Genomic DNA, 26,618 nt, shown 5'->3' with positions numbered 1-26,618 from the left:
AGCCTCAGACCTGCGCCGCCCTCGAAGCGGCATCGATGGCCGCGAGCGACTTCCGTACCTGGTTGCGGTCGGTCGTGTACCAGAAGTCGGGCAGCGAGGCCTTCAGATAGCTGCCGTACCGGGCCGTCGCCAGCCGGGGATCGAGAACCGCCACGACGCCGCGGTCGCCCGTGGCCCGTACGAGCCGACCGGCGCCCTGTGCCATCAACAGGGCCGCGTGGGTCGCCGCGACCGCCATGAAGCCATTGCCCCCGGCCTCCTCTACGGCCTTCTGCCGGGCGCTCATCAGTGGGTCGTCCGGACGCGGGAACGGGATCTTGTCCATCACCACCAGCTGACAGCTGGCCCCGGGGACGTCCACGCCCTGCCACAGCGACAGCGTGCCGAAGAGGCAGGTCTTCGGGTCCGCAGCGAAGTTCTTGATCAGCTCGCCCAGCGTGTCCTCGCCCTGGAGCAGGATCGGCAGCTCCGGGACCCGGACCCGCAGCTCCTCCGCCGCCTGCTGCGCCGCGCGCATCGAGGAGAACAGGCCGAGGGTCCGCCCGCCGGCCGCCTGCATCAGCTCGGTCAGCTCATCGAGCATGTCGCCGCGGTCTCCGTCCCGCGCGGGACGGGAGAGGTGCTTGGCGACGTAGAGGATGCCCTGCCTGGGGTAGTCGAACGGGGAGCCGACGTCGATCCCCTTCCAGACCGGCAGGTCGTCACCCGTGGTGCCCTCCGGGGCCAGACCCAGCGAGGCCCCCACGCCGTTGAAGTCGCCGCCCAGCTTGAGCGTCGCCGAGGCCAGGACCACGGACCGCTCCGTGAAGAGCTTCTCGCGGAGCAGGCCCGAGACCGTGAGCGGCGCGACCCGCACCGAGGCTCCGAACCGGTCATGCCGCTCGTACCAGACGACGTCGTACTCCGAGCCCTGGGTGATCCGCTCCGCCACACCGTGGACGCTCTCCACCGAGGCCATGGCCTGCTTGCGCACCGCGTCCTCGTCCTGCACGGACCGGTCCCGGGTGGAACCCAGGGACGTGATCACCGCGCGGGCCGCGTCGCGCAGCGCCATCAGGGCGTACGCGAGGTCCTCCGGGATCTCCTCCAGGCGACCCGGCAGAGCCAGCTCCATGACCCGCTCGAAGCCCTCCGCGGCGGTCTGCAGCTGGTCGGCGACCTTCTCGTCGACCAGCTTCGCGGACCGGCGCACGGCCCGGTTCACCTGGCCGGGGGTGAGCTCGCCGGTGGCGACACCCGTGACCCGGGAGACCAGCTCGTGGGCCTCGTCGACGATCAGCACCTCGTGCTGCGGGAGCACCGGGGCACCCTCGATCGCGTCGATCGCCAGGAGGGCGTGGTTGGTGACGACGACGTCGGCGAGCTTGGCCCGCTCGCGGGCCGACTCGGCGAAGCACTCCGGCCCGTACGCGCACTTGCTCGCGCCCAGACACTCCCGGGAGGAGACCGACACCTGGGCCCAGGCCTTGTCGGACACGCCCGGGGTCAGGTCGTCGCGGTCGCCGGTCTCGGTCTCGTCCGACCAGTCCCGGAGCCGCATCAGGTCCTGGCCCAGCTTGCTGGTGGGGGCGGCCGCCTCGAAGGGGTCGAAGAGGCCGTCCTCCTCGTCCTGCGGGACTCCTTCATGGAGCCGGTGCAGACAGAGGTAGTTCGACCGGCCCTTGAGCATGGCGAACTGGGGGCGGCGGCGCAGCTGCGGATGCAGCGCGTCGACCGTGCGCGGGAGGTCACGCTCGACGAGCTGACGCTGGAGCGCCAGGGTGGCCGTGGCCACCACCACCCGCTCGCCCTGGGCCAGGGCCGGCACCAGGTAGCCGAGCGACTTGCCCGTGCCGGTGCCGGCCTGGACGAGGAGGTGGGAATTGTCGTCGATGGCCTCGGCCACGGCCTCGGCCATGGTGACCTGGCCGGGCCGCTCCGTGCCGCCGACGGCGGTGACGGCGGCGTGGAGGAGGTCGGGGAGGGATGGCTTCGTCATAGCCCTTCCACCCTACGGGGCGCCACTGACAGCCCAGGCACGCGCGCGTGTCACGCGAGCGGGTTGGGGACGGTCCCGTGGACGGCGGCGTGGGGCCGCTCGGGGCGGTCCCGGTAGCCGTCCAGGTGCAGACGGTTGCGGTTGAGACAGAGCCGTTCGATCCGGGGGGTGAGGAGGTCGAAGAGCTCGAACCGTTCCTTCAGCTCGGGGAAACGCGATTGGTGCCGCAGGATCTCGGCACGGACGAGGGACCAGAATTCCTCCTCCGGAACGTCGATTTGCTCCTCGCAGAGCGGCGCCAGATAGCGGAAGACACCGACGAAGAGCCCCGAATGGATGAACTGGACGAGGAAGTCGGGCTCCTCGGTCAGGAGGACGGCGCGCACGTCGTCCGGCAGGGTGTCGTGCTCGGGGAGCGGCTGGGCGCTGATGTTCACGTCGTCGACGAAGTCCTTGATCGCCAGGCGGACGGGGACGTCCTCTCCGTCGTAGACGACGATGGCGTTCTCGCCGTGCGGGGAGAAGACGGTGCCGTAGCGGTAAAGGAAGTGCAGCAGCGCGGGCAGCAGCGCCGCGAAGAGGTGCTGGAGCCAGACGGCCGGAGCGAGTCCCGAGCGGCCGACGAGTTCGGCGACGAAGGCTCGCCCGGCGGCGTCCGTGTGGAGCAGGGAGGCGAGGGTGCGGGCCCGTTCGCCCGGGGGCAGCCGCAGCGGTTCGCGCCAGATCGCGCCGAGGAGTTCCTTGTACTGGTACGGGACTTCGGGCAGCCGGTCGTAGAGGGGGTGCTCGACCGTGACGGAGGCGACCTCGCCGAGGAGGATCACTCCGCACTCGTCCCGCAGGAACGGGTCGGCGTCGCGGAGGCCGTGGACCCAGGCCGTGACGGCGGGGGCGGCGAGGGTGCGCTCGGTGGGCAGGCCGCGCCAGACGAGGGTGTTGAGCACGGACAGCGGAAGTTTGACGGTGTGCCGGTCGGGGCGGCTGGTGTTGAGGAAGGTACGGACCGACTGCTGCGGCAGCCTGAGGTCGCCGTCCGTGGAGAGCGGGACGACGGTCCCGGCGGCGATGGCCGGGGCGTAGAGGGGGAGCAGGATCTCGTCCCACTGCCAGGGGTGGACGGGCAGCAGCAGATAGCCGTCGGGTTCGTGGCCGCGGGCGGTCAGTTCGGCGCGGAACGCGGCGTGGACCTCGGGGTCGAGCTCCTGGGAGTAGAGACGGTCGGGGGTGCCGAGGCCCGACACGCCCCGGTAGGCGGCGAGGCGGTTGCTGACGGCGATCCACGGCAGCCGGGTGGCCCGCCGGGCCTCGGGTGCCCAGCGGGCGGCGTCGGTGGCGGAGAAGCCGACGCGGCCCTTGTTGAGGACGAGCCAGGGGTGGCCGGTCTGATGCCCTTCGAGCTCGGCGTAGGAGAGGTCGGCGAGCCGGGCGGCCGGGAGGGCGGTGTGGTCGAGGCGGGCGTCGGCGGCGAGGGTGGCGGAGAGCTCGCGGATGAGGTGCCCGAGAGTGGCGCCGTCGAGCCGGAGGAGGCTGCGGGCCCGGACGAGGAAGTCGAGGGCGTCGGTCATGGGCCGGCCCTCGTGGGTGATCGAGTCGGCGGCGACGTACCAGCTGCCGTAGGCGCCACGACGGGCCCGGAAGGTGAGGGTGGTGCCGTCGTCGAGCCGCAGGGTGTGGAGGTCCGGTTCGGCCGCCACCGGGGCGGGTTCGACGATCTCCTCGTAGGCGAACTCGGCGAGGGCCTTGGCGAGGAGCCGGGAGGAGGCCCTGGTCCAGGCGGCGGCGTTCAGCTCGGGGGGCGCGAGCAGTCCAGGGGACGTGAACGGCTCGGGGTCCACCGGAGGTGCGGGAGCCGGAGCCGGTTCCGCCCTGGACGCGGGGGCGGGAACCGAGGCGGAGGGGGCGGGCTGTGACGAGGGGGTGGGCTGTGCGGAGTCGTGGGGTGCAGGGGACATCGACACGAGGACTCCTCGGAGTGGGAACCGCTGTGGGTCGAGCGGTGTATAGAAGACAGAGGGGTGATCACAGAGCGTGACGGAGGGCGCGGTCACGGATCATGAGGGCCGCTCGCTTGTCAGGGAGGTCGACTTCCGCCGCGTAGCGGAAGCCGCCGCTGAGGAAGGCAGAGACGGAGGGGATGTTACGGATGTCGGGTTCGGCGACGACGCGGGTGCAGCGGGGACGGTGGTCGAGGACGAGATCGGCGACGGCGCGCAGCAGGGTGCTGCCGACGCCGCGGCCCCGGTCGGTGACGCCTCCGATCAGCAGATGGATACCGGTGTCGTGGGGGCGCGCCGGGTAGTGCCGGGCGAGCGGGTCGAGGTCGGCGCGGTAGATCTCGAAGTAGCTCATGGGCGTGGCGTCGAGCACTCCGAGGCAGGGGACGCTGCGGCCGTCGCCCTCCAGTTGGGTACGGAGGTGCTCGGCGGTCACGGTCTCGGGTCCGGCCAGTTCCCAGAAGGCGGCGACGGCCGGGTCGTTCATCCATCGGGCGACGAGCCGCAGGTCTCGTTCGAGCCGCACGGGGACGAGCTGGAAGAGCCCGGCGGAGGTCTGGGCCGGCTTCCAGGAGGCGACGGAGTCCAGCAGGTCGCCGTCGAGAGGGTCGGCGTCGACGTGACCGCCTTCGAGGAGGGTGACGAGTTCGTCGAGCCTCAGGTCGAGGGTGTCGTCACCGGGCGGGTCGGCCGGTGGGCGGGTGGGTGACACGGTGTCGCTCTCCTCTCGGCGGTGCGGTCGGGGCGTGGGTTCTCCAGGGGCGGGATCAGGCGCGGAGGGGGTTGGTGACGGTGACATAGACGGACTGGGTGTCGACGGGTCCGACGAGTTCGTCCATGCCGTGGAGGCGGGTAAGGAGGTTGGCCTTGCTGCGGAGGGTGGCGGCTTCCAGGAGGCGGTGCGGCAGGGGTGAGCCGAGGCCGGTGGCGGAGGTGAGGAAGCTGCGGAAGGCGGCGAGCAGGACACGCTCGTCGGCGAGGTGCTGGGCGCCGAAGGCGCCGATCAGGCCGAGGACGTTGTTGATGCCGAGGTAGTAGGCGAAGCGCTCGTCGGTGACCTGGTCGGAGACGAAGGTGTCGCTCTCGGCGCCGATGCCGGGGAGGCGGCCCTCCAGCTCGCTCCGGTGGGACTCGCGGAAGTAGTAGCCCTGGTTGTCGCGGTAACGCCCGCCGACCGGCCAGCCGTCGGGGTCGAGGAGGACCAGGGTGTTCTGCTGGTGGGCCTCCAGGGCGATGCCGGCGTGTCCGTCGAGCCAGAGGACGGGGCGGACGACCTGATCGAGGTAGCGGAGGAACCACTCGGTGGCGACGGCCGTGGTGGGACGGCCGGTGCGGGCGGAGAGGCGGCCGATGACGTCGGCGAGGCGGGAGCGCATGACGCTGGTCCCCGGCCAGGGCCTGGGGGCGGTGAGGGAGGCGATGCACACGGCGTCGTCGCCGGGCCCGAAGGGGTTGTGGCGGATCATCAGGTCGAGGCCCGGGACGGGGGCGCCGTCCGGGGTGTCGACGGCGAGCCACGCGGGGTCGCGGACGATGTCGAAGCCGGGGTGGGCGGACTGCCATTCGTCGACGAGGCCGGTACGGAGCAGCCGGTGGACCTCGACACCGCGGTGGAGCTCCTTGCGGAGGTTCTCGCGGCGCGAGTTGGTGATGCGCAGGCCGAGGGAGAGTTTGAGCATGGCCCGCGCGCCGGGGCGGTGCACGGTACGGACGGAGGAGGTGGGGTGCCACGGGCTGCCGTGGAGACCGAGGTCGTGGAGGAGACCGGCGTCGACGAGAGCACGGATGTCGTCGCGGTGCAGCAGCTCTCGGGCCTGCCAGGGGTGGACGGGCAGGGGCGCGGTTCCGGTGGGGAGCGCGAGCCCTTCGGCGAGGCCGAGGGCGAGTTGCTCGGCGCTGACGGGGCGGCCCTGTTCGGTCCAGCCGGAGTCCGAGGCGAGGAGGGAGGCGTCGACGGCGAGCCAGTGGAGGGGGAACGAGCCCTGGAGTTCGGGTGAGTAGAGCCGGGCCTCGGCGTCGGAGAGGCCTTCGCGGCTCTTGGGCGTGGGGTGGAGGGGGTGGCCGAGCAGCAGGGACTGCTCGGCGGCGAGGAAGAGGTCGGCGTCCGGGTGCGGTTGGGGCGAGCGGCGGCGCTCCGTGAGGAAGTCGGCGGTGCGGCGGGCCGAGTCGGCGACCCTGCCGACGAGTTCGGTGCCTTCGGGCCGGCCGGTCTCCCGGCTGAGCAGGGCGGCCACGGTCACGGCGTCGACCGTGGGGGCCGTGGCCGGGAGGCCTTCGAGAGCGGGGGCGCCGAAGCGGTGCCAGCCGGTGGACGACCAGTAGCGGACGGGGACGAGGAGGGCGGTGCCACTGGCGTCGAGAGGGATGCGCAGGGTGGAGGACGTGGGGGCCGGCAGGTTCTTCTCCCGGACCCAGCAACGGAGGAGGTTCTCGACGGCGGCCGCGTCGGCGGCGCGCTGTGGGTCCGGGTGGTCCAGGGGGTCGGCGTCGGCCGGGTGGCGCGGGCCCGGAGCCGGGTCGCGCCGCGGGGCGACGGCGCCGGCAGGGCGGTCCGGGTGCAGGTCCGTGTGGGAGTGCAGGTCCGGGTGCGGGTGCGCGTCGCTCAGTGGGGCGGTTCCCGCGGACGTGCGGTGGGGTCGGGGGTCGTACGGGCCGATGTGCTGGCGCGGGACCGTGGAGTCTGCGAACCCGGAACCCTCGGCGCCAGGGCCCGTGGCGCCAGCGCCCGGTGTGACGAAGGCCGTGGCGCCAGAGCCCGTGGCGAGGGTCGTGGCGTCAGGGCCCGGTGTGGCGAGGCCCGTGGCGCCAGGGCCCGGGGCCATGGCGCCAGGGGCCGTGGTGCCCGGGGTCGTGGTGCCCGGGGTCGTGTCCGTGGTGGGTTCTGTGGCGAGGGGGCGGGGGGTGGGTTCCAGGGGGGTGAGCCTCTCGGGGGCGAGGGACTCGGTTGTCAGCGGGGAGGCATCGAGTGCTGTGGAGGCGAGGACCTGGGCGGTGAGTTGCTCGACGGCGAGGTGGGCCTCGGTCTCGGGCGCCGGGGAGGGGGGCGTGGCGTTCACGGGGGCTTCCTTGGGGGGCGGGGCCGGGGGCGGCCCGGGTCAGTGGGACGGCCCGGGGGCGGTCCGGGGGGCCGTGGACCTGCGGGCGGCGGGCAGCTGGGGGGTGTGGGCCCGTTCGGCCGCGGCGAGGGCGTCGGCGAAGCGGTCCAGGACGGCGGTGGCCTGCTCGTCGGTGAGGGTGAGCGGGGGCAGGAGCCGGACCACGGCGGAGTGCCGGCCGCCGAGTTCGACGATGAGTCCGCGGGCGAGGCACTCCTGCTGGACGGCGAGGGCCAGCGCGGGGGCGGCGGGCGGTACGGGGTCGTCCGGTCCCGCCGCGTCGGGGTCGACGAGTTCGACGCCGATCATGAGGCCCCGGCCGCGGACGTCGCCGACGCAGGGGTGGTCGGTGGCGAGGTCCCGGAGTCGGGCGAGGATGCGGGCGCCGAGGATGCCGGCCCGCTCGGCGAGTCCGTTCTCGCGGACGTAGGCGAGGGTGGCCGTACCGGCGGCCATGGCGAGCTGGTTGCCGCGGAAGGTGCCCGCGTGGGCGCCGGGTTCCCAGGCGTCGAGCTCGGACCGGTAGACGATGACGGCGAGGGGAAGTGAGCCGCCGATGGCCTTGGAGAGGACCATCACGTCGGGCACGACGCCGCTGTGCTCGACGGCCCAGAAGGCGCCGGTGCGGCCGACGCCGGTCTGGACCTCGTCGACGACGAGCGGGATGGAACGGTCGGCGGTGATGCGGCGCATCCGGCGCATCCAGTCGTCGGGCGCGGGGATGACGCCGCCCTCGCCCTGGACGGCTTCGAGGATCATTCCGGAGGGGGTGGTCACGCCGCTCTTGGGGTCGTCGAGAAGGTTCTCGGTCCAGCGGGCGGCGAGCTCGGCGCCGCGGGCGCCGCCGACCCCGTAGGGGCAGCGGTACGAGTGCGGGTACGGCAGCCGGGTGACGCGGACGTCGGTCGCTCCGCCCGAGGCGTCGAGGGCGCCGGACGTCATGCCGTGGTAGGCGCCGGTGAAGGCGAGGAGTCCGCTGCGGCCGGTGGCGGTGCGGACCAGTTTGAGGGCCGCCTCCACGGCGTCCGTTCCGGCGGGTCCGCAGAACTGGATGCGGGCGTTGTCGGCGAGCTCGCCCGGGAGGGTCGCGAAGAGCTCCGAGGTGAAGGCGTCCTTGACGGGGGTGGCCAGGTCGAGGACGTGGAGCGGGGCCCCGGAGTCGAGGACCTTCTTGACGGCTTCCAGGACCACGGGGTGGTTGTGGCCGAGGGCGAGCGTCCCGGCGCCCGACAGGCAGTCCAGGTAGCGGCGGCCGTCGGCGCCCTCGATGGTCAGCCCTCGCGCCCGTACGGGGACGATGGGCAGGGAACGGGCGTAGGTGCGGGCGGCGGACTCCCGCAGGGACTGTCGGCGCAGGATGCCTTCGTACCCGTCCCGGGCCGTCGGTGTGTGCGTGCCTGCGCCGGCCTCGTCGGGCGGTCCGGCGTCGGGCCCGTCGGGTGTCCGGGTCTGCGTCCGCGCGGCCGGTGGGACGGCCGGAGCTGATTCGGTCACGGCCACGGCTCGGTGTCCTCCCGCTGTAACGGTTGCGTTGCACATCGGGACGTCGTGGAGCCGCCTCAAGGGTCGCCCTGAGCGCCACCGTTGTGTCCCCCGTACGTACCAACGACGCGAACTGCCCAGGATCACGGGCCGGAGGCAAGAACTTGGCGTGTCCCGGATCACGTCATGGCAACGACGGAACGATGGCCGGAACCGCTGACCGGCCGCGTACCGTCCCCTCCGGCACCGGCATAGTGGGGGCCGTCGGCCGCCGCCCGCACGGGCGCGGCCGCTGTCCATGCACCAGTTGACGTAGTCCCAGGGGGATCACGAGATGCGATCGATTCGTCCGCTGCTGACGGCGGCTTCCGCCGTCGCGGCGCTGACGCTCACCGTTACGGCCTGCGGACCGAGCGAGGAGAACGCGGGGGACAAGCCCAGCGCGCCCGCGACCGCCCAGAACCCGGCCGACAAGATCAAGATTCCGGAGGACCTGAAGGATCGCCTGAAGGAGCACGGGATCGACGTCGACAAGTGGCGCAACGGCGACTGGAAGAACTGGGACCGCGACAAGTGGCTGCGTGAGGCCAAGGACTTCGTCAACCCGATCATCGAGGACCTCTGGGACCCGGACCGGATGCGGGACGCCGAGCGTCCCGACAAGCCGGTCGAGGAGGAGGACATCTCGGGCGACGAGGGCGTGACCGACCCGACGCCGGTGCCGGTGCGGGCCAGGCCGGTGGCGGCGAAGTACCACGGCAACGCCGCTGAGTCCGGGAAGGTCTTCTTCGACGGTCCCGAGGGCTCGATGGTCTGCTCGGCCACGGTCGTGCAGGACCCGGCGCACCCCGGCAAGTCCAACATGGTGTGGACGGCCGGCCACTGCGTCCACAAGGGCAAGGCGGGCGGCTGGTACCGCAACATCGCCTTCGTGCCCTCGTACAACGACGCCGCCCTGTCGACCGCAGACCTCGAGAAGGCGACGCGGGAGCAGATCGCGCCGTACGGCGTGTGGTGGGCGGACTGGGTCAAGACCTCCGACCAGTGGATCGCCCAGGGCGCGTCCACGGGCGGCGCGGGCGCTCCGTACGACTTCGCGGTCATCAAGGTGACCCCGGAGAAGGGCGGCACGTCCAAGTCTCTTGAGGAGACGGTCGGTTCAGCGCTTCCCGTGGACTTCAACGCGCCGGCGGTGCCGAAGATCGCGGCCATGAAGGCGACTGGGTACCCGGCGGCGCCGCCGTTCGACGGCCAGCGGATGTTCCAGTGCGAGGACAAGCCGGGCCGGCTGTCCCTGAAGGCGGAGCAGCCGACGATGTACCGCATCGGCTGCTCGATGACCGGTGGTTCGTCCGGTGGCGGCTGGGTCGCCAAGGGCGGTGACGGCAAGCCGGCGCTGGTGTCGAACACCTCGATCGGCCCGTCGACAGCCGGTTGGCTCGCGGGTCCGCGCTTCGGTCCCGAGGCCAAGGCCATGTTCGACGAGGTCAGCAAGAAGTACGCCGGGCAGTAGGCGCGCAGGGCGGGAGGCGGGGCCCCGGGGGTCTCGCCTCTCCCCTTGTCCGCCCGTCCGTCCCAGGGGGCTTCCGCCCGTACAGGGAGAGCCTCCTGGTCCGCCCTTCGTCCGACGGTCCGCCCGACCGGCATACTGTGCACCGCAAGTGACGCGTCCATGGCAATGCCCAGGCGTGAGCGTGCCGTACACGAGGCCGCTCCCCGGACGCGGGAACCATCTCAGGGGGAAGCCACCACATGCGTTCCGTACGACTCATACCCGCCGCGCTCGGCCTGGCCACGGCGCTCGCGCTGACCGCCACGGCCTGCGGCCCCACCGAGACCCCGGCGGCCGACAAGCCGAGCGCCGGGACGACCGGTTCCGCGTCGGGCACCGACGACGCGGCCACCGGAGACGGTGGCGCCGACCTCACCGAGGACCTCGCCGGCAAGCTGAAGAAGCACGGCGTCGACCTGGACAAGTGGAAGGACGGCGAGTGGAAGAACTGGGACACGAAGACCTGGCTGCGTGAGGCCGAGGACTTCGTCAACCCGGTCATCGACGGGCTCTGGGACCCGGCGCGGATGCAGTCCGCCAAGAGCCCCGACCCCACGATCACCGCGCAGGCCGGAGGCGGCGGCACCGACCCGACGCCCCGCCCCGTCAAGGCGCAGCGCGAGAAGACCCCGTACCACCGCAACGCGGCCCCGGTCGGAAAGATCTTCTTCGACTCGCCGCAGGGCCACATGGTCTGCTCCGGCACCATCGTGAAGGACCCGCGCCGGCCCGGTAGGTCCAACCTGGTGTGGACGGCCGGCCACTGCGTCCACGCGGGCACGAAGGGCGGCTGGTACCGCAACATCACGTTCGTCCCGGCCTTCAACGACCTGGGCAAGTCGCCCGCCGCGCTCAACAACGCGCAGGCGCACGAGATCTACCCGTACGGCCAGTACTGGGCCGACTGGGCCGTGACCTCGGGCGAGTGGATCAAGTCCGGTGGCACCAACCAGGCCTGGCCCTACGACTACGCCGTCCTGCACGTGCAGCCGCAGCGGGGCGGGAAGTCCCTGGAGGAGACCGTCGGCGCCGCGCTGCCGGTCGACTTCTCGGCCCCCGCTCCCGCACGGTCGGGGACGGTCGGCGCCTGGGGATACCCGCAGGCCGCCCCGTACAACGGCGTGATCATGCACAAGTGCCTGGACCGGGCGACGCGCATGACCACGGCGCCCGCCACCCCGGTGATGTACCGGATCGGCTGCACGATGACCGCGGGCTCGTCCGGCGGCGGCTGGTTCCGCGTGCTGCCGAACGGCACGACGGCCCTGGTGTCGAACACCTCGATCGGCCCGGCCGGAAGCAACGGCTGGCTCGCCGGACCGCAGTTGGGCCGGGGGGCCAAGGCCGCCCACGAGATGGTCAGCAAGAAGTACGCCCGCTGATCCGTCCCGTCACGGGCCCGGGTCCGCCACCACGGAGCCCGGGCCCACCGTCACGACTCGGCGGCGCGTGTCACCACCGCCTCGTCACGGCGGGCCCGGGCTCGACGGGCTCGTGCACGGCACCTCGCGTCATGGCAGAAGAAGGCGCCGGCCCCTCCCCAGTGGGAGGAGGCCGGCGCCTTCGTCGTGTCTCGGGTCAGTGCGCGGCGGGAACGTACGGCGCGAGCATCGCCGCCAGTTCCTCGTGCACCCGGGCCTTAAGCAGGGTGCCCTCCGGGGTGTGCTCCTCGGACTCGACCTCGCCCTCGGCGTGCACCCGCGAGACGAGACCGCCCTGCGTGTACGGCACGAGTGCTTCGAGCTCGACCTGCGGGCGGGGCAGCTCGGAGTCGATGAGCGCGAGCAGCTCCCGCATGCCCTGGCCAGAGCGGGCCGAGACCACGATGGAGTGCTTCTCCATCCGCAGCAGTCGCTGGAGCACCAGCGGGTCCGCCGCGTCCGCCTTGTTGATGACGACGATCTCCGGCACGTTCACCGCGCCGACGTCGCGGAAGACCTCGCGCACGGCGGCCAGCTGCTCCTCCGGCGCCGGGTGCGAACCGTCCACCACGTGCAGGATGAGGTCGGAGTCGCCGACCTCCTCCATGGTGGAGCGGAACGCCTCGACCAGGTGGTGCGGCAGGTGCCGGACGAAGCCGACGGTGTCGGCCAGGGTGTAGACCCGGCCGGTGGGCGTCTCGGCCCGGCGGACGGTCGGGTCCAGCGTGGCGAACAGCGCGTTCTCCACGAGCACACCCGCACCGGTGAGGCGGTTGAGCAGGGAGGACTTGCCCGCGTTCGTGTATCCGGCGATGGCGACCGACGGCACCTTGTTGCGGCGCCGCTCCTGCCGCTTGATGTCACGGCCGGTCTTCATCTCCGCGATCTCCCGGCGCATCTTCGCCATCTTCTCGCGGATACGACGCCGGTCGGTCTCGATCTTGGTCTCACCGGGGCCACGCGTGGCCATGCCGCCACCGCCGCCGCCACCCATCTGACGGGAGAGCGACTGGCCCCAGCCACGGAGGCGCGGCAGCATGTACTGCATCTGCGCGAGCGCGACCTGCGCCTTGCCCTCTCGGGACTTGGCGTGCTGGGCGAAGATGTCGAGGATCAGGGCGGTCCGGTCGACCACCTTGACCTTGACGACGTCTTCGAGGGCGATGAGCTGGCCGGGGCTGAGCTCGCCGTCGCAGACGACGGTGTCGGCACCGGTCTCGACCACGATGTCGCGCAGTTCGCGCGCCTTGCCGGAGCCGATGAAGGTCGCCGGGTCCGGCTTGTCACGGCGCTGGATCACGCCGTCGAGCACGAGGGCGCCCGCCGTCTCGGCGAGAGCCGCGAGTTCCGCGAGGGAGTTCTCCGCGTCCTGGACGGTCCCGGAGGTCCAGACACCGACCAGCACGACGCGCTCCAGGCGCAGCTGGCGGTACTCGACCTCGGTGACGTCCTCGAGCTCGGTGGAGAGTCCGACGACACGGCGCAGGGCCGCGCGCTCGGAGCGGTCGAACTGGTCGCCGTCCCGGTCTCCGTCGATCTCGTGGCTCCAGGCGACGTCCTCTTCCATCAGGGCATCGGCCCGAAGGCTCTCGGTACGGCTCGTCTCCGCGAAGCTCTGCTCGTCCTGGGAAGGGGAAGAAGAGGAGGTCATTTGATCCTTACGTCGATTGCTGCCACGGCGTCGCCGGTGCCGGCGGGCCCCGGGGCTATGAGTCTTATGCCGTCACAACGCGTGAGGGCACGGGATGATTCCCGGTCCGCCGGCCGCGTCGCCGACCTGAAGATGGTGACACGCCCCGGTGGGGCCCGTCATCCGGGTTTCGGGGCGGTCCGCCCGGTCTTCATGGGGCCGCTGCGCCAGTCCGGGTGGCCGGGCATCGCCGGCGTCTTCGCCTCGTACAGCCAGCCGCGGAAGAAGGCGGTGAGGTCGCGTCCGGCGATCTCACCGGCCAGGGCGACGAAGTCGGCGGTGGTGGCGGTGCCGTCCCGGTGGTCGGCGACCCAGCGCCGCTCCAGGCGCCCGAAGGCCCCGGTGCCGATCTCCTGGCGGAGCGCGTAGAGGACGAGGGCGCTGCCGTCGTAGACCACGGGCCGGAAGAGGCTGATCTTGTGGCCGGGCGAGGGCGGCTCGGGGGCGGCCGGCGGGCCGCCGGCGGCCCGCCACATGTCGGAGGCGGCGTACGCGGCCTTCATGCGCCGCTCCAGGGACTTGCCGGCGGTCTCCTCGGCGTACCGCGCCTCGTACCAGCTGGCGTGCCCCTCGTTGAGCCAGAGGTCGGACCAGGCCCGCGGCGAGACGCTGTCGCCGAACCACTGGTGGGCCAGCTCGTGCACCATGACCGAGTCGACGTACCACTCCGGGTAACCCGGCTCGGTGAAGAGGCGGCGCTCGAAGAGCGACAGGGTCTGCGTCTCCAGCTCGAAGCCCGTGGTGGCGTCCGCGACGAGCACCCCGTACGTCTCGAAGGGGTACGGGCCGACCTGCCGCTCCATCCACTCCAGGTGGCCGGGGGTCCTGCGGAGCCAGGGCTCGAGCAGCTGCCGGTCGGAGGTGCGCACCACGTCCCGGACGGGCAGACCGTGGGGGCCGGCCCGGTGCACGACGGTGGAGCGGCCGATGGACACCTGGGCGAGCTCGGTGGCCATGGGATGACTGGTGCGGTACGTCCAGGTCGTCGTGGCGCCCCGGGTGACCCGGCCGGTGCGCACACCGTTGGCGACGGCGGTGAGCTCGCTGGGGGCGGTCACGCGGAAGGTGAAGTACGCCTTGTCCGACGGGTGGTCGTTGGACGGGAAGACCCGGTGGGCGGCGTCGGCCTGGTTGGCCATGGCGAGACCGTCGCTGGTGCGCACCCAGCCGCCGGTGTCGGCGGGGCCGCTGGGGTCGCTGGTGTGGGTGACGGTGATCTCGATCGACTCGCCCTCGTCGATCGGCACGGCGGGGGTGACGACCAGGTCCTCGCCGCTGGTGGTGAACGTGGCGGCCAGGCCGTCGACGCTGACGGCGGAGACCGTGCCGTGGGTGAAGTCGAGGTTGAGCCGTTCCAGGTCGTCGGTGGCGAGCGCGTCGATCCGGGTCACGGCGACCAGCGGCGCGGTGTTGACCCCGGGATAGGTGAGGTCGACGGCGTACGAGAGGACGTCGTACCCGGGATTGCCGAGGTGGGGGAAGAGCGGGTCCCCGATGCCGAGCGGCTCCGGGGCGGGCAGCGCGGCGGCGACGAGCCCGGCCGAGGCGGCGACCAGGACGGCGGAGCGGAGCCACCGCGCGCGGGGCAGGGGCGTTCGGACGAGCGGCATGGGCCAGGCCTTTCCGGAGGAATGGCCCTACGGCTACCAGGGCCGCGACCGCTCCCCCGGGCGGCGCGCTCGCCCGCCACTCGAAGGGGGACACGGCCGGGTCCCACGCCGCGCCGGGGCGGCGTCGCGCGACACCGCCCCGTCCGGGCGGGTCAGGCCCGGCGGGGCTCCTGGGAGCGGTGCCGGGCGCGGCTCACGTCGTACACCCCGGGCACGTCCCGCATGGCCCGCATGAGAGCGGCGAGCCGGGCCACGTCGGGCAGGTGGAGGGTGTACGTGTGGCGGACCCGCTGCTCGCTGGGCGGCTCGACGGTCGCGGAGACGACGGCGGCCCCGGCGACGGCGATGGCCTCGGTGAGGTCGGCGAGGAGACCGGGCCGTCCGAAGGACTCCGCGACGAGGGTGACCCGGCCGTGGGTGGTGTCGCCCCAGCGGACGGCGACGGGCTCGCGGCCGAGCCGGCGCATGGTGTCGACGGCGGCGCAGGCGTTCCGGTGGACGGTGACGGATCCGCCGCGGACCCGGAAGCCGGTGATCGTGTCCGGCGGTACGGGGGTGCAGCAGCCGGCCGGCCGGACGGAGGCGTGGGGCTCGCCCTCCAGGTCGGCGTGGAGTTCCGCGCCGGAGCGGTGGTCGGCGGTGACGCCGGACTGCGGCCGGGGGCCGGTCGTGGCGACGGGCGGCGCGACGCTCTCCGGGTGGGCCCGGAGCCAGCCGGCGATCGCGATCCGGGCCGCGGGGGTACGGGCGTGGTCGAGCCACTCGGGGGACGGCCCGGAGACGGCGTCCTGGGCGAGCAGGAGCTGGACGGTGTCCCCGTCGCCGAGGACGGTGCTGAGGGGCGCGAGGCGTCCGTTCACGCGGGCGCCGAGACAGGCGTGGGCGGCCTCGCCGTGCTGGGCGTAGGCGGCGTCGACGCAGCTGGCTCCGGCGGGGAGGCTGATGGTGCCGGGGGCGCTGCCGTCGGCACGGAAGACGGTGATCTCGTCGTCCTCGGCGAGGTCGGCGCGGAGCGAGGTCCAGAAGGTGTCCGGGTCGGGGGCGGCCTGCTGCCAGTCGAGGAGCCGGGAGAGCCAGCCGGGACGGGTGGGGTCGACGCGCTCGCCGTCCTCGGCGGCGGGGGCTGCGGGTGAGGGGGGTGAGGCGACTCCGACCGGCGCGTCGGAGGTGGCCGGGGTGACTGAGGCGGCCGGTGCGGCTGGTGTGCCTGGTGTGTCTGACGTGCCTGATGCGGTCGACGGCGCGGACGGATCCGGCGTGGCCCGTGCGGCCGGTGCGTCACGGGGGGCCGGTGCGTCACGGGGGGCCGGTGTGCCACGGGGGGCGGGCGTGGCTGATGCGGTGGTGTCCCGCGGGGTGGTGGTCCCCTGACGGCCGGTGGTCCCCTGACGGCCGGTGTGCGCCGGCGCCGAGGGAGTCGCGGCGGTCCGGGTGTCTCCGTCCGGGGCGCCGCCCGGCTGTGCCGTCGTCTCCTGCCCCACGTGCGGGTTGCCGAGGGCGACGACGCCGGCTTCCGCGACCGTGTGCATCCGGTGGGTGCGGATGAGGACCTCCGCCACGGCACCGTCGGGGGCCGCGATGGCGGTGTGCAGCGACTGGTACAGGTTGAACTTGGGGGCCGCGATGAAGTCCTTGAACTCGGAGATCACCGGGGTGAAACAGGTGTGGAGCTCGCCGAGGACCGCGTAGCAGTCGGCGTCCTCGGAGACCAGGACGAGGAGTCGGCCGAAGTCGCAGCCCCGCAGCTCGCCGCGCTTGAGGCGGACGCGGTGGACGGAGACGAAGTGCCGTGGGCGGACGAGGACTTCGGCGCCGATGTCCGCCTCGCGGAGGACCGAGGAGACCTGTTCGGCGACGGCCGCGAGCGCGTCGCCCGCGTGCGGGTTCCCGGCGATGAGGGCGCGGGTCGCCTCGTACTCCTCGGGGTGGAGGATCGCGAAGACGAGGTCCTCCAGCTCGGTCTTGAGGGCCTGGACCCCGAGCCGTTCGGCCAGTGGGATGAGGACGTCCCGGGTGACCTTGGCGATCCTCGCCTGTTTCTCGGGCCGCATCACCCCGAGCGTGCGCATGTTGTGGAGCCGGTCGGCGAGCTTGATCGACATCACGCGGACGTCGTTGCCGGTGGCGACGAGCATCTTGCGGAAGGTCTCGGGTTCGGCGGCGGCGCCGTAGTCGATCTTCTCCACCTTGGTGACGCCGTCGACGAGGTAGGCGACCTCGTCTCCGAACTCGCGGCACACCTGATCGAGCGTCACATCCGTGTCCTCGACAGTGTCGTGGAGGAGGGACGCGGTCAGGGTGGTGGTCTCCGCGCCGAGTTCGGCGAGGATCAGGGTCACCGCGAGCGGGTGGGTGATGTACGCCTCGCCGCTCTTGCGGAACTGGCCGCGGTGCGAGGACTCCGCGAGGACGTACGCACGGCGCAGCACCGAGAGGTCGGCCTCGGGGTGGTGGGCGCGGTGCGCCTCGGCGACATGGCTGATCGCGTCGGGCAGCCGGTCGCGGGGGGCCGGTCCGGCGGTGGCGCCGAGCAGTGCGGCGCGGCCGATCCGGCGCAGGTCGATTCGGGCGCGCCCGCGTCTGCGGGGGGTCGCATCGGTGACGGCGGCTTCCGCCGCGCTCACAGGGTTGGTGGCCTCTGCGCTCATGGGGCACCTCCGGCAACGTCGACCGGCGGTGGGCGGGCCAGGCGTGCCCGGGGGGCCGGTGCTTGATGCTACCGACCCCACCACGTGGCGCAGTCGCCCTCTCGCTCAGCGTGAATCGGATCACCCATTCGAGCGACAAATCAGTCGTTGACTGTTTCGATTTCGTCGCTTCCTTCGATTCCCGCGGTCCCGCGCCGTCCGGGCGTCGGGTCTCAGCCGAGCCAGGCGGGGTCGACGGTCCCCTCGGCGACGATCACGGCGGGGCCCGTCATGTCGATCTGCCCGTCGGGGTGCTCGGTGATGACCAGCGTCCCGCCGAGCACGTCGACGGTGTACGTGACGGGGGTGCCGCTCTCGGCGGGGTCGGCGCCGTCCCGGCGGGCGGTGGCGACGGCGACGGCACACGCGCCGGTGCCGCAGGAGCGGGTCTCGGCGGCGCCGCGCTCGTGGACCCGCATGGCGACGTGGCGGGGGCCGCGGTCGGCGACGAACTCGATGTTCACCCCGTCCGGGTAGACCGCGCCCGGCGCGTACGGCGGCTCGGTGAACAGGTTGCCCGCGTGGTCGAGGTCCTCGACGAAGGCGACCGCGTGGGGATTGCCCATGTTCACGTTGCGTGCCGGCCAGCTGCGGCCGTCGACGGTGACGGTGACGCCGGACTCGGGAAGGACCGCGCGCCCCATGGCGACGGTGACGGAGCCGTCCTTGTCGAGGTGGACGCGCTTGACCCCACCGCGGGTGGCGACGGCGACCTCGCCGGCTGTGACGTGCCCGGCGTGCTCCAGGTACCGGGCGAAGACCCGGACCCCGTTCCCGCACATCTCGGCGACCGAGCCGTCGGCGTTCCGGTAGTCCATGAACCACTCGGCCTCGTCGGCCATGTGCCGGGCCTCGGGGTGGGCGGCGCTGCGCACGACGTGCAGCAGCCCGTCGCCACCGATGCCGGCCCGTCGGTCGCAGAGGCGTGCGACGGCGGCCGGGGGCAGGTCCACGGCGTTCTCCGTGTCGGGGACGATCACGAAGTCGTTCTCGGTGCCGTGTCCCTTGAGGAACCGGAGGGGCGGGAGCGGTGAGGTCTGCGCGCTGGTCACGAGATCAACTGTACGGGGTGGCCCCGGCAGGGCGCCCGGCCGCCGGTCACCCGGCCGATCCGGTCGTCCGCCCGATCCGTACATCCGCCCGATCCGGGCGTCCGGCCATCCGGTCGTCCACAGGGCGGTCCGTACGAGGCGGGCCGTGTCCCGCCGCCCCGTCAGCGCAGGCGGGCGACGCGCCAGACGGCGAGGGCGACCAGCGCTGCGATCGTTGTCACGTAGAGCGCGAGGTAACGCCAGTTCGGCCGCTCGCCCGAGCCGCGCGGCGGGAGTCCCGGCCACGTGTAGCCGACCTTGCGGGCCGCCATCATGCCCCAGCCCGCGGCGCAGAAGCTGATCAGCAGCCCCAGCATGGCGAGGACGGCGCCGCCGTCACCGGAGCCGAAGGCGAGCGGGAACGCGAACATCAGCGAGCCGACGGCCGCCAGGCCCACGATCGGGGCGAGCTGCCAGATCCGCAGCCGGCGCTGGGGACGCAGTTCGACCTCGACCTCGTCGGCGACCACCTCGACGGCGGTTCCCACCGCGTCGTCGGGGCCGTCCGGGGTCAGCCCCGGGGCACCGACCGGCAGGTCGCCGGTCGGACGGCCCGGTGTGTCACCCGTCGGGTCACCGAGCGCCGATTCGTGCTGTTCTCTGTCGCGAGGGCCGGCCTCCATCGCCACGCGCCCTCCCCACTCGGACTCCACTTGGTCGATCGATGCTCGATGATGGCACGCTCCCGACCGCCGAAATGACGGGCAGGGCGTCCCGATGCCATCACGTGATCAGGCTGTAACCGCTCGTTCGACCAACGAGAGCGCCTGCCCCGGGAGTTCCCCCCGGTGATCTGCGGCTCCGCTGAGCCAGTGGACGCGCGGGTCGCGGCGGAACCACGAGTCCTGCCGGCGGGCGAAGCGCTTGGTGGCGCGCACGGTCTCGGCGCGTGCCTCGTCCTCGGTGCACTCCCCCGCGAGCGCGGCGAGGACCTGCTGGTAGCCGAGGGCGCGGGCCGCCGTGCGCCCCTCGCGCAGCCCCTGGGCCTCCAGGGTGCGCACCTCGTCGACGAGGCCGGCCTCCCACATCCGGTCCACGCGTGTGGAGATCCGCTCGTCGAGCTCGGGGCGGCCCACGTCGACACCGATCTGGACGGTGTCGTAGACGGAGTCGGGGCCCGGCAGGTTGGCGGTGAAGGGCTTGCCGGTGATCTCGATCACCTCGAGGGCGCGGACGATCCGGCGCCCGTTGCTGGGCAGGATCGCGCGGGCCGCCTCGGGGTCCGCCTCGGCGAGCCGGGTGTGCAGGGCGCCGGGGCCGCGCTCCTCCAGTTCGGCCTCGAGCCGGGCCCGGACCGCGGGGTCGGTGCCGGGGAACTCGAGGGCGTCGACGGCACCCCGCACGTACAGGCCGGAGCCGCCGACGAGGACGGGGGTGCGGCCGGCCGCGAGCAGCCGGTCGATCTCGGCGCGGGCGAGCCGCTGGTACTCGGCGACACTGGCCGCCTCGGTCACGTCCCAGATGTCGAGGAGGTGATGCGGAACGCCGCCGCGTTCCTCCGGCGTCAGTTTGGCGGTCCCGATGTCCATCCCCCGGTAGAGCTGCATGGAGTCTGCGTTGACGACCTCGCCCCCGAGCTGCTGGGCCAGGAATACACCCAGATCGGACTTTCCGGCCGCCGTGGGGCCGACGACGGCGATGACCCGCGGGGCGGGAGCTGCGCTTCTCACCGCACCAGTCTCGCAAACCTCCCGGCCCGTCCCCGAATGAGCTACGTGACGGGCCCTCATCCGGCTTCGTTGCCTGTTGCGAGGTTCCGGCCGTCGATCATCACGGAATCCCTCCCATCCGAGTACGCTATGGAGTGAATATGGGCGTTTTTACAATGTTTCGCCGTAAGAAGAAGGATGCGGCTGCGGTGTCGTCGGCGGAGACGGAGACCGGGGCCGTCGCTCCGGCGGCGGACGGCGGGACGGAGGCGGAGACCGGGACGGACGCCCCGGACGCCGCCATCGGACCGGGGGTCGGCACGACGGAGGCCGCGGAGGCGGACGGCACGGACGGCGTCGACGCCGACGAGGTGGAGACCGGAGCGGTCGCCTCGGAGGTCGTGGACGTCGTGGAGATCCCGAAGCAGCAGTCGGCCGAGGCCGCCGCGGACAACGAGGCCGGCGAAGGCGCCCGTCAGTAGGCAGCACACGGAACAGGGACTCCTCGGGGGTCCTCGGAGGGAAGGTGCCCCATGGGTCTCCTGGATTCGCTGAAGGCAAAGCTCGCCCCCGCGAAGGACAAGGTCGCCGACCTCGCGCAGCAGCACGGGGACAAGATCGATCACGGCATCGAGAAGGCCGCGAAGCTGGTCGACGAGAAGACCAAGGGCAAGTACAGCGACAAGATCCATACCGGTACGGACAAGGCCAAGGACGCGCTGGACCGGATCGGTCACAAGGACGACGGCACGCCGGGGACCGGGGGTACTGCCCCCGGGAACGGCGCCACGCCCGGCAGTGAGGGCACCGGTGGCGGCGCGCCCGGCAGTGCCGGTACGACGCCGCCGCCGAGCGCCTGACCTACGGCGTCACCCGGCAGTCCCTCCGCACGGCGGACGGCCGCGGAGCATCTCGCTCCGCGGCCGTCCGCCGTTTCCGCGGGTCGGGGTGGAGCGACGTCAGGACCAGGCGGCCACGAAGTACCCCACGCCGTACGGGGCGTCCTCGAAGAGCAGCCGGCCGTCGAGGTCCGCGCCCTCGGCGGCGCCCGCGAGGACCTGCCAGGGGGCGCGGCCGGCCGCCTTCAGCTCGTACGCGAGCTCCGGTTCCAGGGCGAGCAGCGCGGCCGTGTCGGCCGTGCCCAGCGCGCGGGCGGCCTCCGCGTCGAAGCCGGCGGCGCGCTCGTCGAGGTAGCCCGGGGCCTTGACGGTCCGGCAGGCGCTGCCGTCGCCCATCACCAGGAGGGCGACCCGCTCGCCCGAGTCGGCGAGCCCGCGGCCGATCCCGGCGCAGACGTCGGGCGTTGCCTTCGGGTCGACGCCCAGGCCCTCGATCGGCGCGTCGGCCCAACCGGCCCGGCCGAGGAGCCAGGCGCCGACGGCGAGGGAGGCAGGCAGGGGGCGGTCGCCGCCCGCCGGCCCCGCGCTCGGAGGCGCGGAGCCTCCGAGGCGCACGGAGAGGTCGACGCCGAAGCCCGCGAAGGAGCCCTTCGAACCCGCCGGGAAGACGCCGTGGGCGCCCTCGTCGGCCGGGCCGACGAGGTACAGCCGGTCGGGGCGCGCCGCGGCGAGCAGCCCGACGACATCCGTACAGGCCGCCCGCGCGGCGTCCAGCTCGGGGGCGGCGCCGGTCGCGACCTCGGGCACGAGGAGCGGCGGGCAGGGGCAGACGGCGGCGGCGACAAGCATGATCGGCAGCCTACTGCGCCCCGCCCCACGGAGCCGGGTTTCCCGAGCCCCCTGCCACGTCGTCCGCCCGACGTGACCGACAGGTCCCCTCCGCCCTCCGTGGCCCGCCGGCCCGCTGCTCGGGCGGGCCGGCCTTCGAGTCGTGGATCAGTTCCGCGATGCCCGTCGTGATCTCGGCGTCACCGCGTCCTCGACGATCACCGGGCCCCCACGGGTACGAGCGGTGTCAGTGGCTGCCGCAGGCCGGGACCTCGGCCGCCGGGAGCGGCTCCGGGACTCCGATCTTCGGGAGCCCGAGCAGGACGCCCGCCGGCTTCGCGGCGGCCCCGGTGGTCCGCTTCTCCCAGGCGTCGCCCGCGCGGGTGCGGCGCACCGCCGCGACGGGGCCCTCGGCGAGCAGGTGGTGCGGGGCGGCGTACGTGATCTCGACGGTCACGACGTCACCGGGGCGGACGTCCTCGTCCGGCTTGGTGAAGTGGACGAGCCGGTTGTCGGGGGCGCGGCCCGAGAGGCGGTCCGTGGCGCCGTCCTTGCGGCCCTCGCCCTCGGCGACCATGACGTCCAGGGTGCGGCCCACCTGCTTCTTGTTCTCGTCCCAGGAGATCTCCTCCTGGAGGGCGACGAGGCGCATGTAACGCTCCTGCACGACCTCCTTGGGGATCTGGCCCTCCATGTCGGCCGCCGGGGTGCCGGGGCGCTTGGAGTACTGGAAGGTGAAGGCGTTCGCGAAGCGGGCCTCGCGCACGGCGTGCATGGTCTGCTGGAAGTCCTCCTCGGTCTCGCCGGGGAAGCCCACGATGATGTCGGTGGAGATGGCGGCGTGCGGGATGGCAGCGCGGACCTTCTCGATGATGCCGAGGAAACGCTCCTGCCGGTACGAGCGCCGCATCGCCCGCAGGATCGAGTCGGAGCCCGACTGCATCGGCATGTGGAGCTGCGGCATCACGTTGGGCGTCTCGGCCATCGCCGCGATCACGTCGTCGGTGAAGTCGCGGGGGTGCGGGGAGGTGAAGCGGACCCGCTCCAGGCCCTCGATCTGTCCGCAGGCGCGCAGCAGCTTGGAGAAGGCCTCGCGGTCGCCGAGGTCGGAGCCGTAGGCGTTGACGTTCTGGCCGAGCAGGGTGATCTCGGAGACGCCCTCCGCGACCAGCGCCTCGATCTCGGCGAGGATGTCGCCGGGGCGGCGGTCCTCCTCCTTGCCGCGCAGGGCGGGGACGATGCAGAAGGTGCAGGTGTTGTTGCAGCCGACGGAGATCGAGACCCAGGCGGCGTACGCGGACTCGCGGCGGGTCGGCAGCGTCGAGGGGAAGGCCTCGAGCGACTCGGCGATCTCGATCTGCGCCTCCTCCTGCACGCGGGCGCGCTCCAGGAGGACGGGCAGCTTGCCGATGTTGTGCGTGCCGAAGACCACGTCGACCCAGGGGGCCCTCTCGACGATCGTGTCGCGGTCCTTCTGGGCGAGACAGCCGCCGACGGCGATCTGCATGCCGGGGCGCGTGGTCTTCCTGGGGGCGAGCCGGCCGAGGTTGCCGTACAGCTTGTTGTCGGCGTTCTCGCGGACCGCGCAGGTGTTGAAGACGACGACGTCGGCGTCCCCGTCGGAGCCCTTGGGGGCCTGGACGTAACCCGCCTCTTCCAGCAGACCGGAGAGCCGCTCGGAGTCGTGGACGTTCATCTGGCACCCGTAGGTGCGGATCTCATAGGTCTTGGTGCCGTCAACGCTCACTGCGGTGCTCCGGTCGCTGCTGCTCGTCATGCGTCAAGGGTAGGCGGTCCCCGGAGGGCCTCCGGCCGGGCCGGGGAGCCGGGCCGCCCGCCGGGAAGCCGGGCCGCGCACCCGTGACCCTGCGGTTTTCCGCAGGGTCGGACGTACGGAGAACCGCACCGGGGTGGACGGGAACCCTCATACCGGCGCTGAGCTGCGATTCCTAGGTTCGAGGGAGAAGAGCGGGGCACCCGCCCCGCACTCCCCGGCCGACTTGGAGTCCTCTCATGCACCTCGATCCCACGACCCTGGCGATCGCCCGGCAGCCAGCCGACGGAGTCGCCGGCTGGGCCGCCGGCCTCGTCGACACGATGGGCGGGCCCGGCGCCGGTCTCGCCATCGCTCTGGAGAACCTCTTCCCCCCGCTGCCCAGCGAGGTGATCCTGCCGCTGACCGGTTTCGCCGCCGGTCAGGGGGTGCTGAGCCTGGCCTCGGCGCTGTTCTGGACGACGCTCGGTTCGGTGGTGGGCGCGGTGGCGCTCTACTGGATCGGGGTGCTCTTCGGCCGGGACCGGATGCACGCGATCTGGCGGAAGCTGCCCCTGGTGAAGCCCTCGGACCTGGTCCGCACGGAGGAGTGGTTCGCCCGGCACGGCACCAAGGCCGTCTTCCTCGGGCGGATGGTGCCCATCTTCCGGAGCCTGATCTCGGTGCCCGCCGGTGTCGAGCGGATGCCGATGCCGCTCTTCGTCATGCTCACCACGCTCGGCAGCCTCATCTGGAACAGCGTCCTCGTGATGGCCGGTTACTGGCTCGGCGACCGCTGGGACGTCGTGGAGACCTACGTGGGTGTCCTGTCGAAGGCGGTGCTCGTCGTGGTCGCCGTCGCGGTCGCGGCCTATGCGGCGGTCCGGTTGCGCGGGCGCGGCCGGTCCGCCCAGCACCGGCGCGCCTCGTGACCGGGCCGCCGCCCCACCGGTACGGCACCGCTTCCCGCACAGTCCTGGCGATCTTGCCCGGGCTGTGCGGGCCCATTAGCCTCGGTCCCCGTGCACGGGGACGGGGAATCGGCGGGTACCGGGAACGGCGCGGGTGTCGACAGGCCCGTGCCCCGTACGGATGCCGACAGGCCCGTGGCCCGGACGAAGGTCCCGTCCTGGCCGCGCCGCGGGCTGGGGACCCTCCTCGGCTGCGCGACCGCGCTGCCCGGCGCCCTGTACTTCCTCGTCGTCGGCACGGCCCTCGGCCCGTTCCTCCTCCTGCCGAGCACCCGCTCCGGCGCCCAGGGGATCCTGATGGCCGGCGCCCGGCGCCTGGTCACCGTCGAACGGGTCCGCCGCTCCGCCTTCTTCGGTGATCTCTTCCCGGCGCACTACCGGGCCTCGGACCGGAAGGTCCTGCGCTACCTCGCCGTCCGCGCCTCCACGGGGCTGCTCTGCGCGGTCGTCCTCGCGCTGCTCGTCCTCGGCGCCGTCCTGGCCGCCATCCTGGTGTACGGCGCCGGAAGGGGCAGGCTCGACTGGGACGAACTGCTCACCCAGGTCCTGCTCGGCGGGGTGCTCCTCTTCCTCGACGTCCAGGGCCTGTACGCACTGGCCGCGCTCGACGCCCGTACCGCCCGCGAGCACTTCGGCCCTTCCGAGGGAGAGCTGCTCCGGCGGCGCATCGACGAACTCGCCGCCAGCCGGGCGGCCGTCGTCGAGGCCGTGGACGCCGAGCGGCGGCGCATCGAGCGCGATCTCCACGACGGGGTCCAGCAGCGGCTCGTGGCGCTCGCCATGCTGATCGGCCGGGCCCGCCGCGGCCGTCACCCCGAGCAGGCCGAAGCGCTGCTGCTCCAGGCACACGAGGAGTCCCAGGGCGTGCTGACCGAACTGCGCGAGGTGGCCTGGCGGGTGTACCCGTCGGCGCTCGACAGCCTCGGGCTCGAAGAGGCGATCGGCGGAGTCGCCGAGCGGAGCGGCATCCCGCTGCGGACCCGTTTCGAGGTCGGCGCGCCGCTGCCCCGGCCGGTCGAGACGGCCGCCTACTTCGTGGTGTCGGAGTCCGTGACGAACGCGGCCAAGCACTCCTCGGCCTCGGCGATCTCCGTGGCCGTCCTCCTCGACGGAGCGCGCCTCACCGTACGGGTCGAGGACGACGGCACGGGCGGCGCGCGCGAGACCGGCAGCGGACTGACCGGCCTGCGCAGCCGGGTGGCCGCGCTCGACGGCGTGCTGCTCGTCCACAGCCCCCTCGGGGGACCGACCACCATCACCGCGGAGCTGCCGTGCGCGTAATCCTCGCCGAGGACTCGACCCTGCTGCGCGAGGGCCTGGTCAGGCTGCTCGCCGAGGAGGGCCACGAGGTCCTGGCGGCCCTCGGGGACGCGGTGACGCTGCTCAAGGAGGTCGAGGAGCGGCGGCCCGACGTCGTGGTCGTCGACATCCGGATGCCCCCGACGCATACGGACGAGGGGCTGCGGGCGGCCGTCGAGATCCGCGAGCGCTGGCCGGAGGTGAGCGTGCTCGTGCTCTCGCAGCACATCGAACGGCACTACGCCGCCCAGCTCCTCGCCTCCAACGCCGAGCGGGTCGGCTACCTCCTCAAAGACCGGGTGGGGCAGGTCGAGGAGTTCCTCGACGCGCTGGAGCGGATCCACGCCGGCGGGGCCGCCATCGACCCCGAGGTCGTCCGGCAGCTGGTCGTCCGGACCACCCACGGGGACCCGCTCGCGCGGCTGACGCCCCGGGAGCGAACGGTCCTGGAGGCGCTCGCGGAGGGGCACACCAACGCGGCCATCGCGCAGAAGCTGCACCTCTCGCTGAGCGCGGTGGAGAAGAACCTCAACGCCGTCTTCGACAAACTGGAGCTGACCCGCACGACCGGCTACAGCCGGCGGATCCTCGCGGTGCTCCGCTATCTGGAGTCGTAGCGGACACGGAACGGTCGTGCCGGTGCTCCCCGCCCCGGCGTGACGGGGAGCCGGACCGGTCC

General features: G+C 72.9%; 20 protein-coding genes. 7 read left to right on the top strand and 13 right to left on the bottom strand.

Translation table 11 applies throughout. The annotated features are described in order from the left end of the window. Positions 1 to 4 precede the first annotated feature (4 nt). From OG392_RS27165 to OG392_RS27145, 5 genes are all read right to left on the bottom strand, one after another. Complete coding sequence (locus OG392_RS27165) at positions 5 to 1,978, bottom strand: ATP-dependent DNA helicase (protein ID WP_329283768.1); 1,974 nt, start codon at positions 1,976 to 1,978, stop codon at positions 5 to 7. Between the two features lie 50 nt (positions 1,979 to 2,028). After that, the gene (locus OG392_RS27160; protein ID WP_329283767.1) at positions 2,029 to 3,930 is read right to left on the bottom strand and encodes an IucA/IucC family protein; all 1,902 of its coding nucleotides are present in this window, start codon (positions 3,928 to 3,930) and stop codon (positions 2,029 to 2,031) included. 67 nt (positions 3,931 to 3,997) lie between these two features. Further along, the gene (locus OG392_RS27155) at positions 3,998 to 4,771 is read right to left on the bottom strand and encodes a GNAT family N-acetyltransferase (protein WP_443054893.1); all 774 of its coding nucleotides are present in this window, start codon (positions 4,769 to 4,771) and stop codon (positions 3,998 to 4,000) included. Next, positions 4,740 to 6,794 carry an IucA/IucC family protein gene (locus tag OG392_RS27150; RefSeq protein ID WP_443055103.1) on the bottom strand — a complete coding sequence of 685 codons (2,055 nt, stop codon included), beginning with the start codon at positions 6,792 to 6,794 and terminating at the stop codon, positions 4,740 to 4,742. The genes OG392_RS27155 and OG392_RS27150 overlap by 32 nt, the downstream gene beginning before the upstream one ends. Before the next feature lie 273 nt (positions 6,795 to 7,067). After that, positions 7,068 to 8,567 (bottom strand): diaminobutyrate--2-oxoglutarate transaminase family protein, encoded by a 1,500-nt coding sequence (locus OG392_RS27145; protein WP_329283764.1) that lies wholly within the window; start codon positions 8,565 to 8,567, stop codon positions 7,068 to 7,070. Positions 8,568 to 8,883: 316 nt separating this feature from the next. On the opposite strand from OG392_RS27145, the gene OG392_RS27140 reads away from it, so the two are divergent. After that, complete coding sequence (locus tag OG392_RS27140) at positions 8,884 to 10,062, top strand: trypsin-like serine peptidase (RefSeq protein WP_329283763.1); 1,179 nt, start codon at positions 8,884 to 8,886, stop codon at positions 10,060 to 10,062. 239 nt (positions 10,063 to 10,301) lie between these two features. Beyond that, the gene (locus OG392_RS27135) at positions 10,302 to 11,483 is read left to right on the top strand and encodes a trypsin-like serine peptidase (RefSeq protein WP_329283762.1); all 1,182 of its coding nucleotides are present in this window, start codon (positions 10,302 to 10,304) and stop codon (positions 11,481 to 11,483) included. 196 nt (positions 11,484 to 11,679) lie between these two features. On the opposite strand, the gene hflX is transcribed toward OG392_RS27135, so the two are convergent. The 6 genes from hflX to miaA form a co-directional block, all read right to left on the bottom strand. Then, entirely contained in the window at positions 11,680 to 13,173 is a 1,494-nt protein-coding gene (gene hflX, locus OG392_RS27130; protein WP_329283760.1) for a GTPase HflX, read from the bottom strand. Positions 13,174 to 13,331: 158 nt separating this feature from the next. Beyond that, positions 13,332 to 14,822: a M1 family metallopeptidase gene (locus tag OG392_RS27125; RefSeq protein ID WP_329283758.1), complete on the bottom strand. Its 1,491-nt coding sequence runs from the start codon at positions 14,820 to 14,822 to the stop codon at positions 13,332 to 13,334. 152 nt (positions 14,823 to 14,974) lie between these two features. After that, a complete protein-coding gene (locus OG392_RS27120; protein WP_329283757.1) occupies positions 14,975 to 17,470 on the bottom strand; it encodes a RelA/SpoT family protein in 2,496 nt (831 codons plus the stop codon). Between the two features lie 212 nt (positions 17,471 to 17,682). Next, entirely contained in the window at positions 17,683 to 18,561 is an 879-nt protein-coding gene (gene dapF / locus OG392_RS27115; RefSeq protein WP_329283755.1) for a diaminopimelate epimerase, read from the bottom strand. Positions 18,562 to 18,722: 161 nt separating this feature from the next. Further along, entirely contained in the window at positions 18,723 to 19,223 is a 501-nt protein-coding gene (locus tag OG392_RS27110; protein WP_329287483.1) for a hypothetical protein, read from the bottom strand. Between the two features lie 108 nt (positions 19,224 to 19,331). After that, positions 19,332 to 20,270 carry a tRNA (adenosine(37)-N6)-dimethylallyltransferase MiaA gene (gene miaA, locus OG392_RS27105; RefSeq protein WP_329283754.1) on the bottom strand — a complete coding sequence of 313 codons (939 nt, stop codon included), beginning with the start codon at positions 20,268 to 20,270 and terminating at the stop codon, positions 19,332 to 19,334. Positions 20,271 to 20,458: 188 nt separating this feature from the next. On the opposite strand from miaA, the gene OG392_RS27100 reads away from it, so the two are divergent. Together OG392_RS27100 and OG392_RS27095 are read left to right on the top strand one after the other, a co-directional pair. After that, a complete protein-coding gene (locus OG392_RS27100) occupies positions 20,459 to 20,731 on the top strand; it encodes a hypothetical protein (RefSeq protein ID WP_443054891.1) in 273 nt (90 codons plus the stop codon). Positions 20,732 to 20,782: 51 nt separating this feature from the next. Beyond that, positions 20,783 to 21,109, top strand: coding sequence for an antitoxin (locus tag OG392_RS27095; protein WP_329283752.1), 327 nt, complete (start codon positions 20,783 to 20,785; stop codon positions 21,107 to 21,109). A gap of 99 nt (positions 21,110 to 21,208) precedes the next feature. On the opposite strand, the gene OG392_RS27090 is transcribed toward OG392_RS27095, so the two are convergent. Next, positions 21,209 to 21,937: a class III extradiol dioxygenase subunit B-like domain-containing protein gene (locus tag OG392_RS27090; RefSeq protein WP_329283750.1), complete on the bottom strand. Its 729-nt coding sequence runs from the start codon at positions 21,935 to 21,937 to the stop codon at positions 21,209 to 21,211. A gap of 226 nt (positions 21,938 to 22,163) precedes the next feature. Further along, the gene (miaB, locus tag OG392_RS27085) at positions 22,164 to 23,693 is read right to left on the bottom strand and encodes a tRNA (N6-isopentenyl adenosine(37)-C2)-methylthiotransferase MiaB (RefSeq protein WP_329283749.1); all 1,530 of its coding nucleotides are present in this window, start codon (positions 23,691 to 23,693) and stop codon (positions 22,164 to 22,166) included. Between the two features lie 236 nt (positions 23,694 to 23,929). On the opposite strand from miaB, the gene OG392_RS27080 reads away from it, so the two are divergent. From OG392_RS27080 to OG392_RS27070, 3 genes are all read left to right on the top strand, one after another. After that, positions 23,930 to 24,601, top strand: a complete 672-nt coding sequence (locus OG392_RS27080; RefSeq protein WP_329283748.1) for a DedA family protein — start codon at positions 23,930 to 23,932, stop codon at positions 24,599 to 24,601. A 174-nt stretch (positions 24,602 to 24,775) separates the two neighbouring features. After that, on the top strand, positions 24,776 to 25,921 hold the full coding sequence (locus OG392_RS27075) for a sensor histidine kinase (protein WP_329283747.1): 1,146 nt from the start codon (positions 24,776 to 24,778) through the stop codon (positions 25,919 to 25,921). Further along, positions 25,912 to 26,556, top strand: coding sequence for a response regulator transcription factor (locus OG392_RS27070; RefSeq protein WP_329283746.1), 645 nt, complete (start codon positions 25,912 to 25,914; stop codon positions 26,554 to 26,556). The genes OG392_RS27075 and OG392_RS27070 overlap by 10 nt, the downstream gene beginning before the upstream one ends. The last annotated feature ends 62 nt before the right edge of the window (positions 26,557 to 26,618 follow it).

It is taken from the genome of Streptomyces sp. NBC_00691 (assembly GCF_036226665.1).
In the GTDB taxonomy this organism is placed as follows: Bacteria; Actinomycetota; Actinomycetes; order Streptomycetales; family Streptomycetaceae; genus Streptomyces.
This window is presented reverse-complemented; position numbering and strand designations above follow the sequence as displayed.

Bases quoted from the DNA above. Each gene is read 5' to 3' on its own strand.
- OG392_RS27165 (WP_329283768.1), bottom strand. From the start codon at position 1,978: ATGACGAAGCCATCCCTCCCCGACCTCCTCCACGCCGCCGTCACCGCC.
- OG392_RS27160 (WP_329283767.1), bottom strand. From the start codon at position 3,930: ATGTCCCCTGCACCCCACGACTCCGCACAGCCCACCCCCTCGTCACAG.
- OG392_RS27155 (WP_443054893.1), bottom strand. From the start codon at position 4,771: ATGTCACCGTCACCAACCCCCTCCGCGCCTGATCCCGCCCCTGGAGAA.
- OG392_RS27150 (WP_443055103.1), bottom strand. From the start codon at position 6,794: ATGGCCCCGGGCCCTGGCGCCACGGGCCTCGCCACACCGGGCCCTGAC.
- OG392_RS27140 (WP_329283763.1), top strand. From the start codon at position 8,884: ATGCGATCGATTCGTCCGCTGCTGACGGCGGCTTCCGCCGTCGCGGCG.
- OG392_RS27135 (WP_329283762.1), top strand. From the start codon at position 10,302: ATGCGTTCCGTACGACTCATACCCGCCGCGCTCGGCCTGGCCACGGCG.
- hflX (WP_329283760.1), bottom strand. From the start codon at position 13,173: ATGACCTCCTCTTCTTCCCCTTCCCAGGACGAGCAGAGCTTCGCGGAG.
- OG392_RS27125 (WP_329283758.1), bottom strand. From the start codon at position 14,822: ATGCCGCTCGTCCGAACGCCCCTGCCCCGCGCGCGGTGGCTCCGCTCC.
- OG392_RS27120 (WP_329283757.1), bottom strand. From the start codon at position 17,470: ATGAGCGCAGAGGCCACCAACCCTGTGAGCGCGGCGGAAGCCGCCGTC.
- OG392_RS27110 (WP_329287483.1), bottom strand. From the start codon at position 19,223: ATGGAGGCCGGCCCTCGCGACAGAGAACAGCACGAATCGGCGCTCGGT.
- OG392_RS27095 (WP_329283752.1), top strand. From the start codon at position 20,783: ATGGGTCTCCTGGATTCGCTGAAGGCAAAGCTCGCCCCCGCGAAGGAC.
- OG392_RS27090 (WP_329283750.1), bottom strand. From the start codon at position 21,937: ATGCTTGTCGCCGCCGCCGTCTGCCCCTGCCCGCCGCTCCTCGTGCCC.
- miaB (WP_329283749.1), bottom strand. From the start codon at position 23,693: ATGACGAGCAGCAGCGACCGGAGCACCGCAGTGAGCGTTGACGGCACC.
- OG392_RS27080 (WP_329283748.1), top strand. From the start codon at position 23,930: ATGCACCTCGATCCCACGACCCTGGCGATCGCCCGGCAGCCAGCCGAC.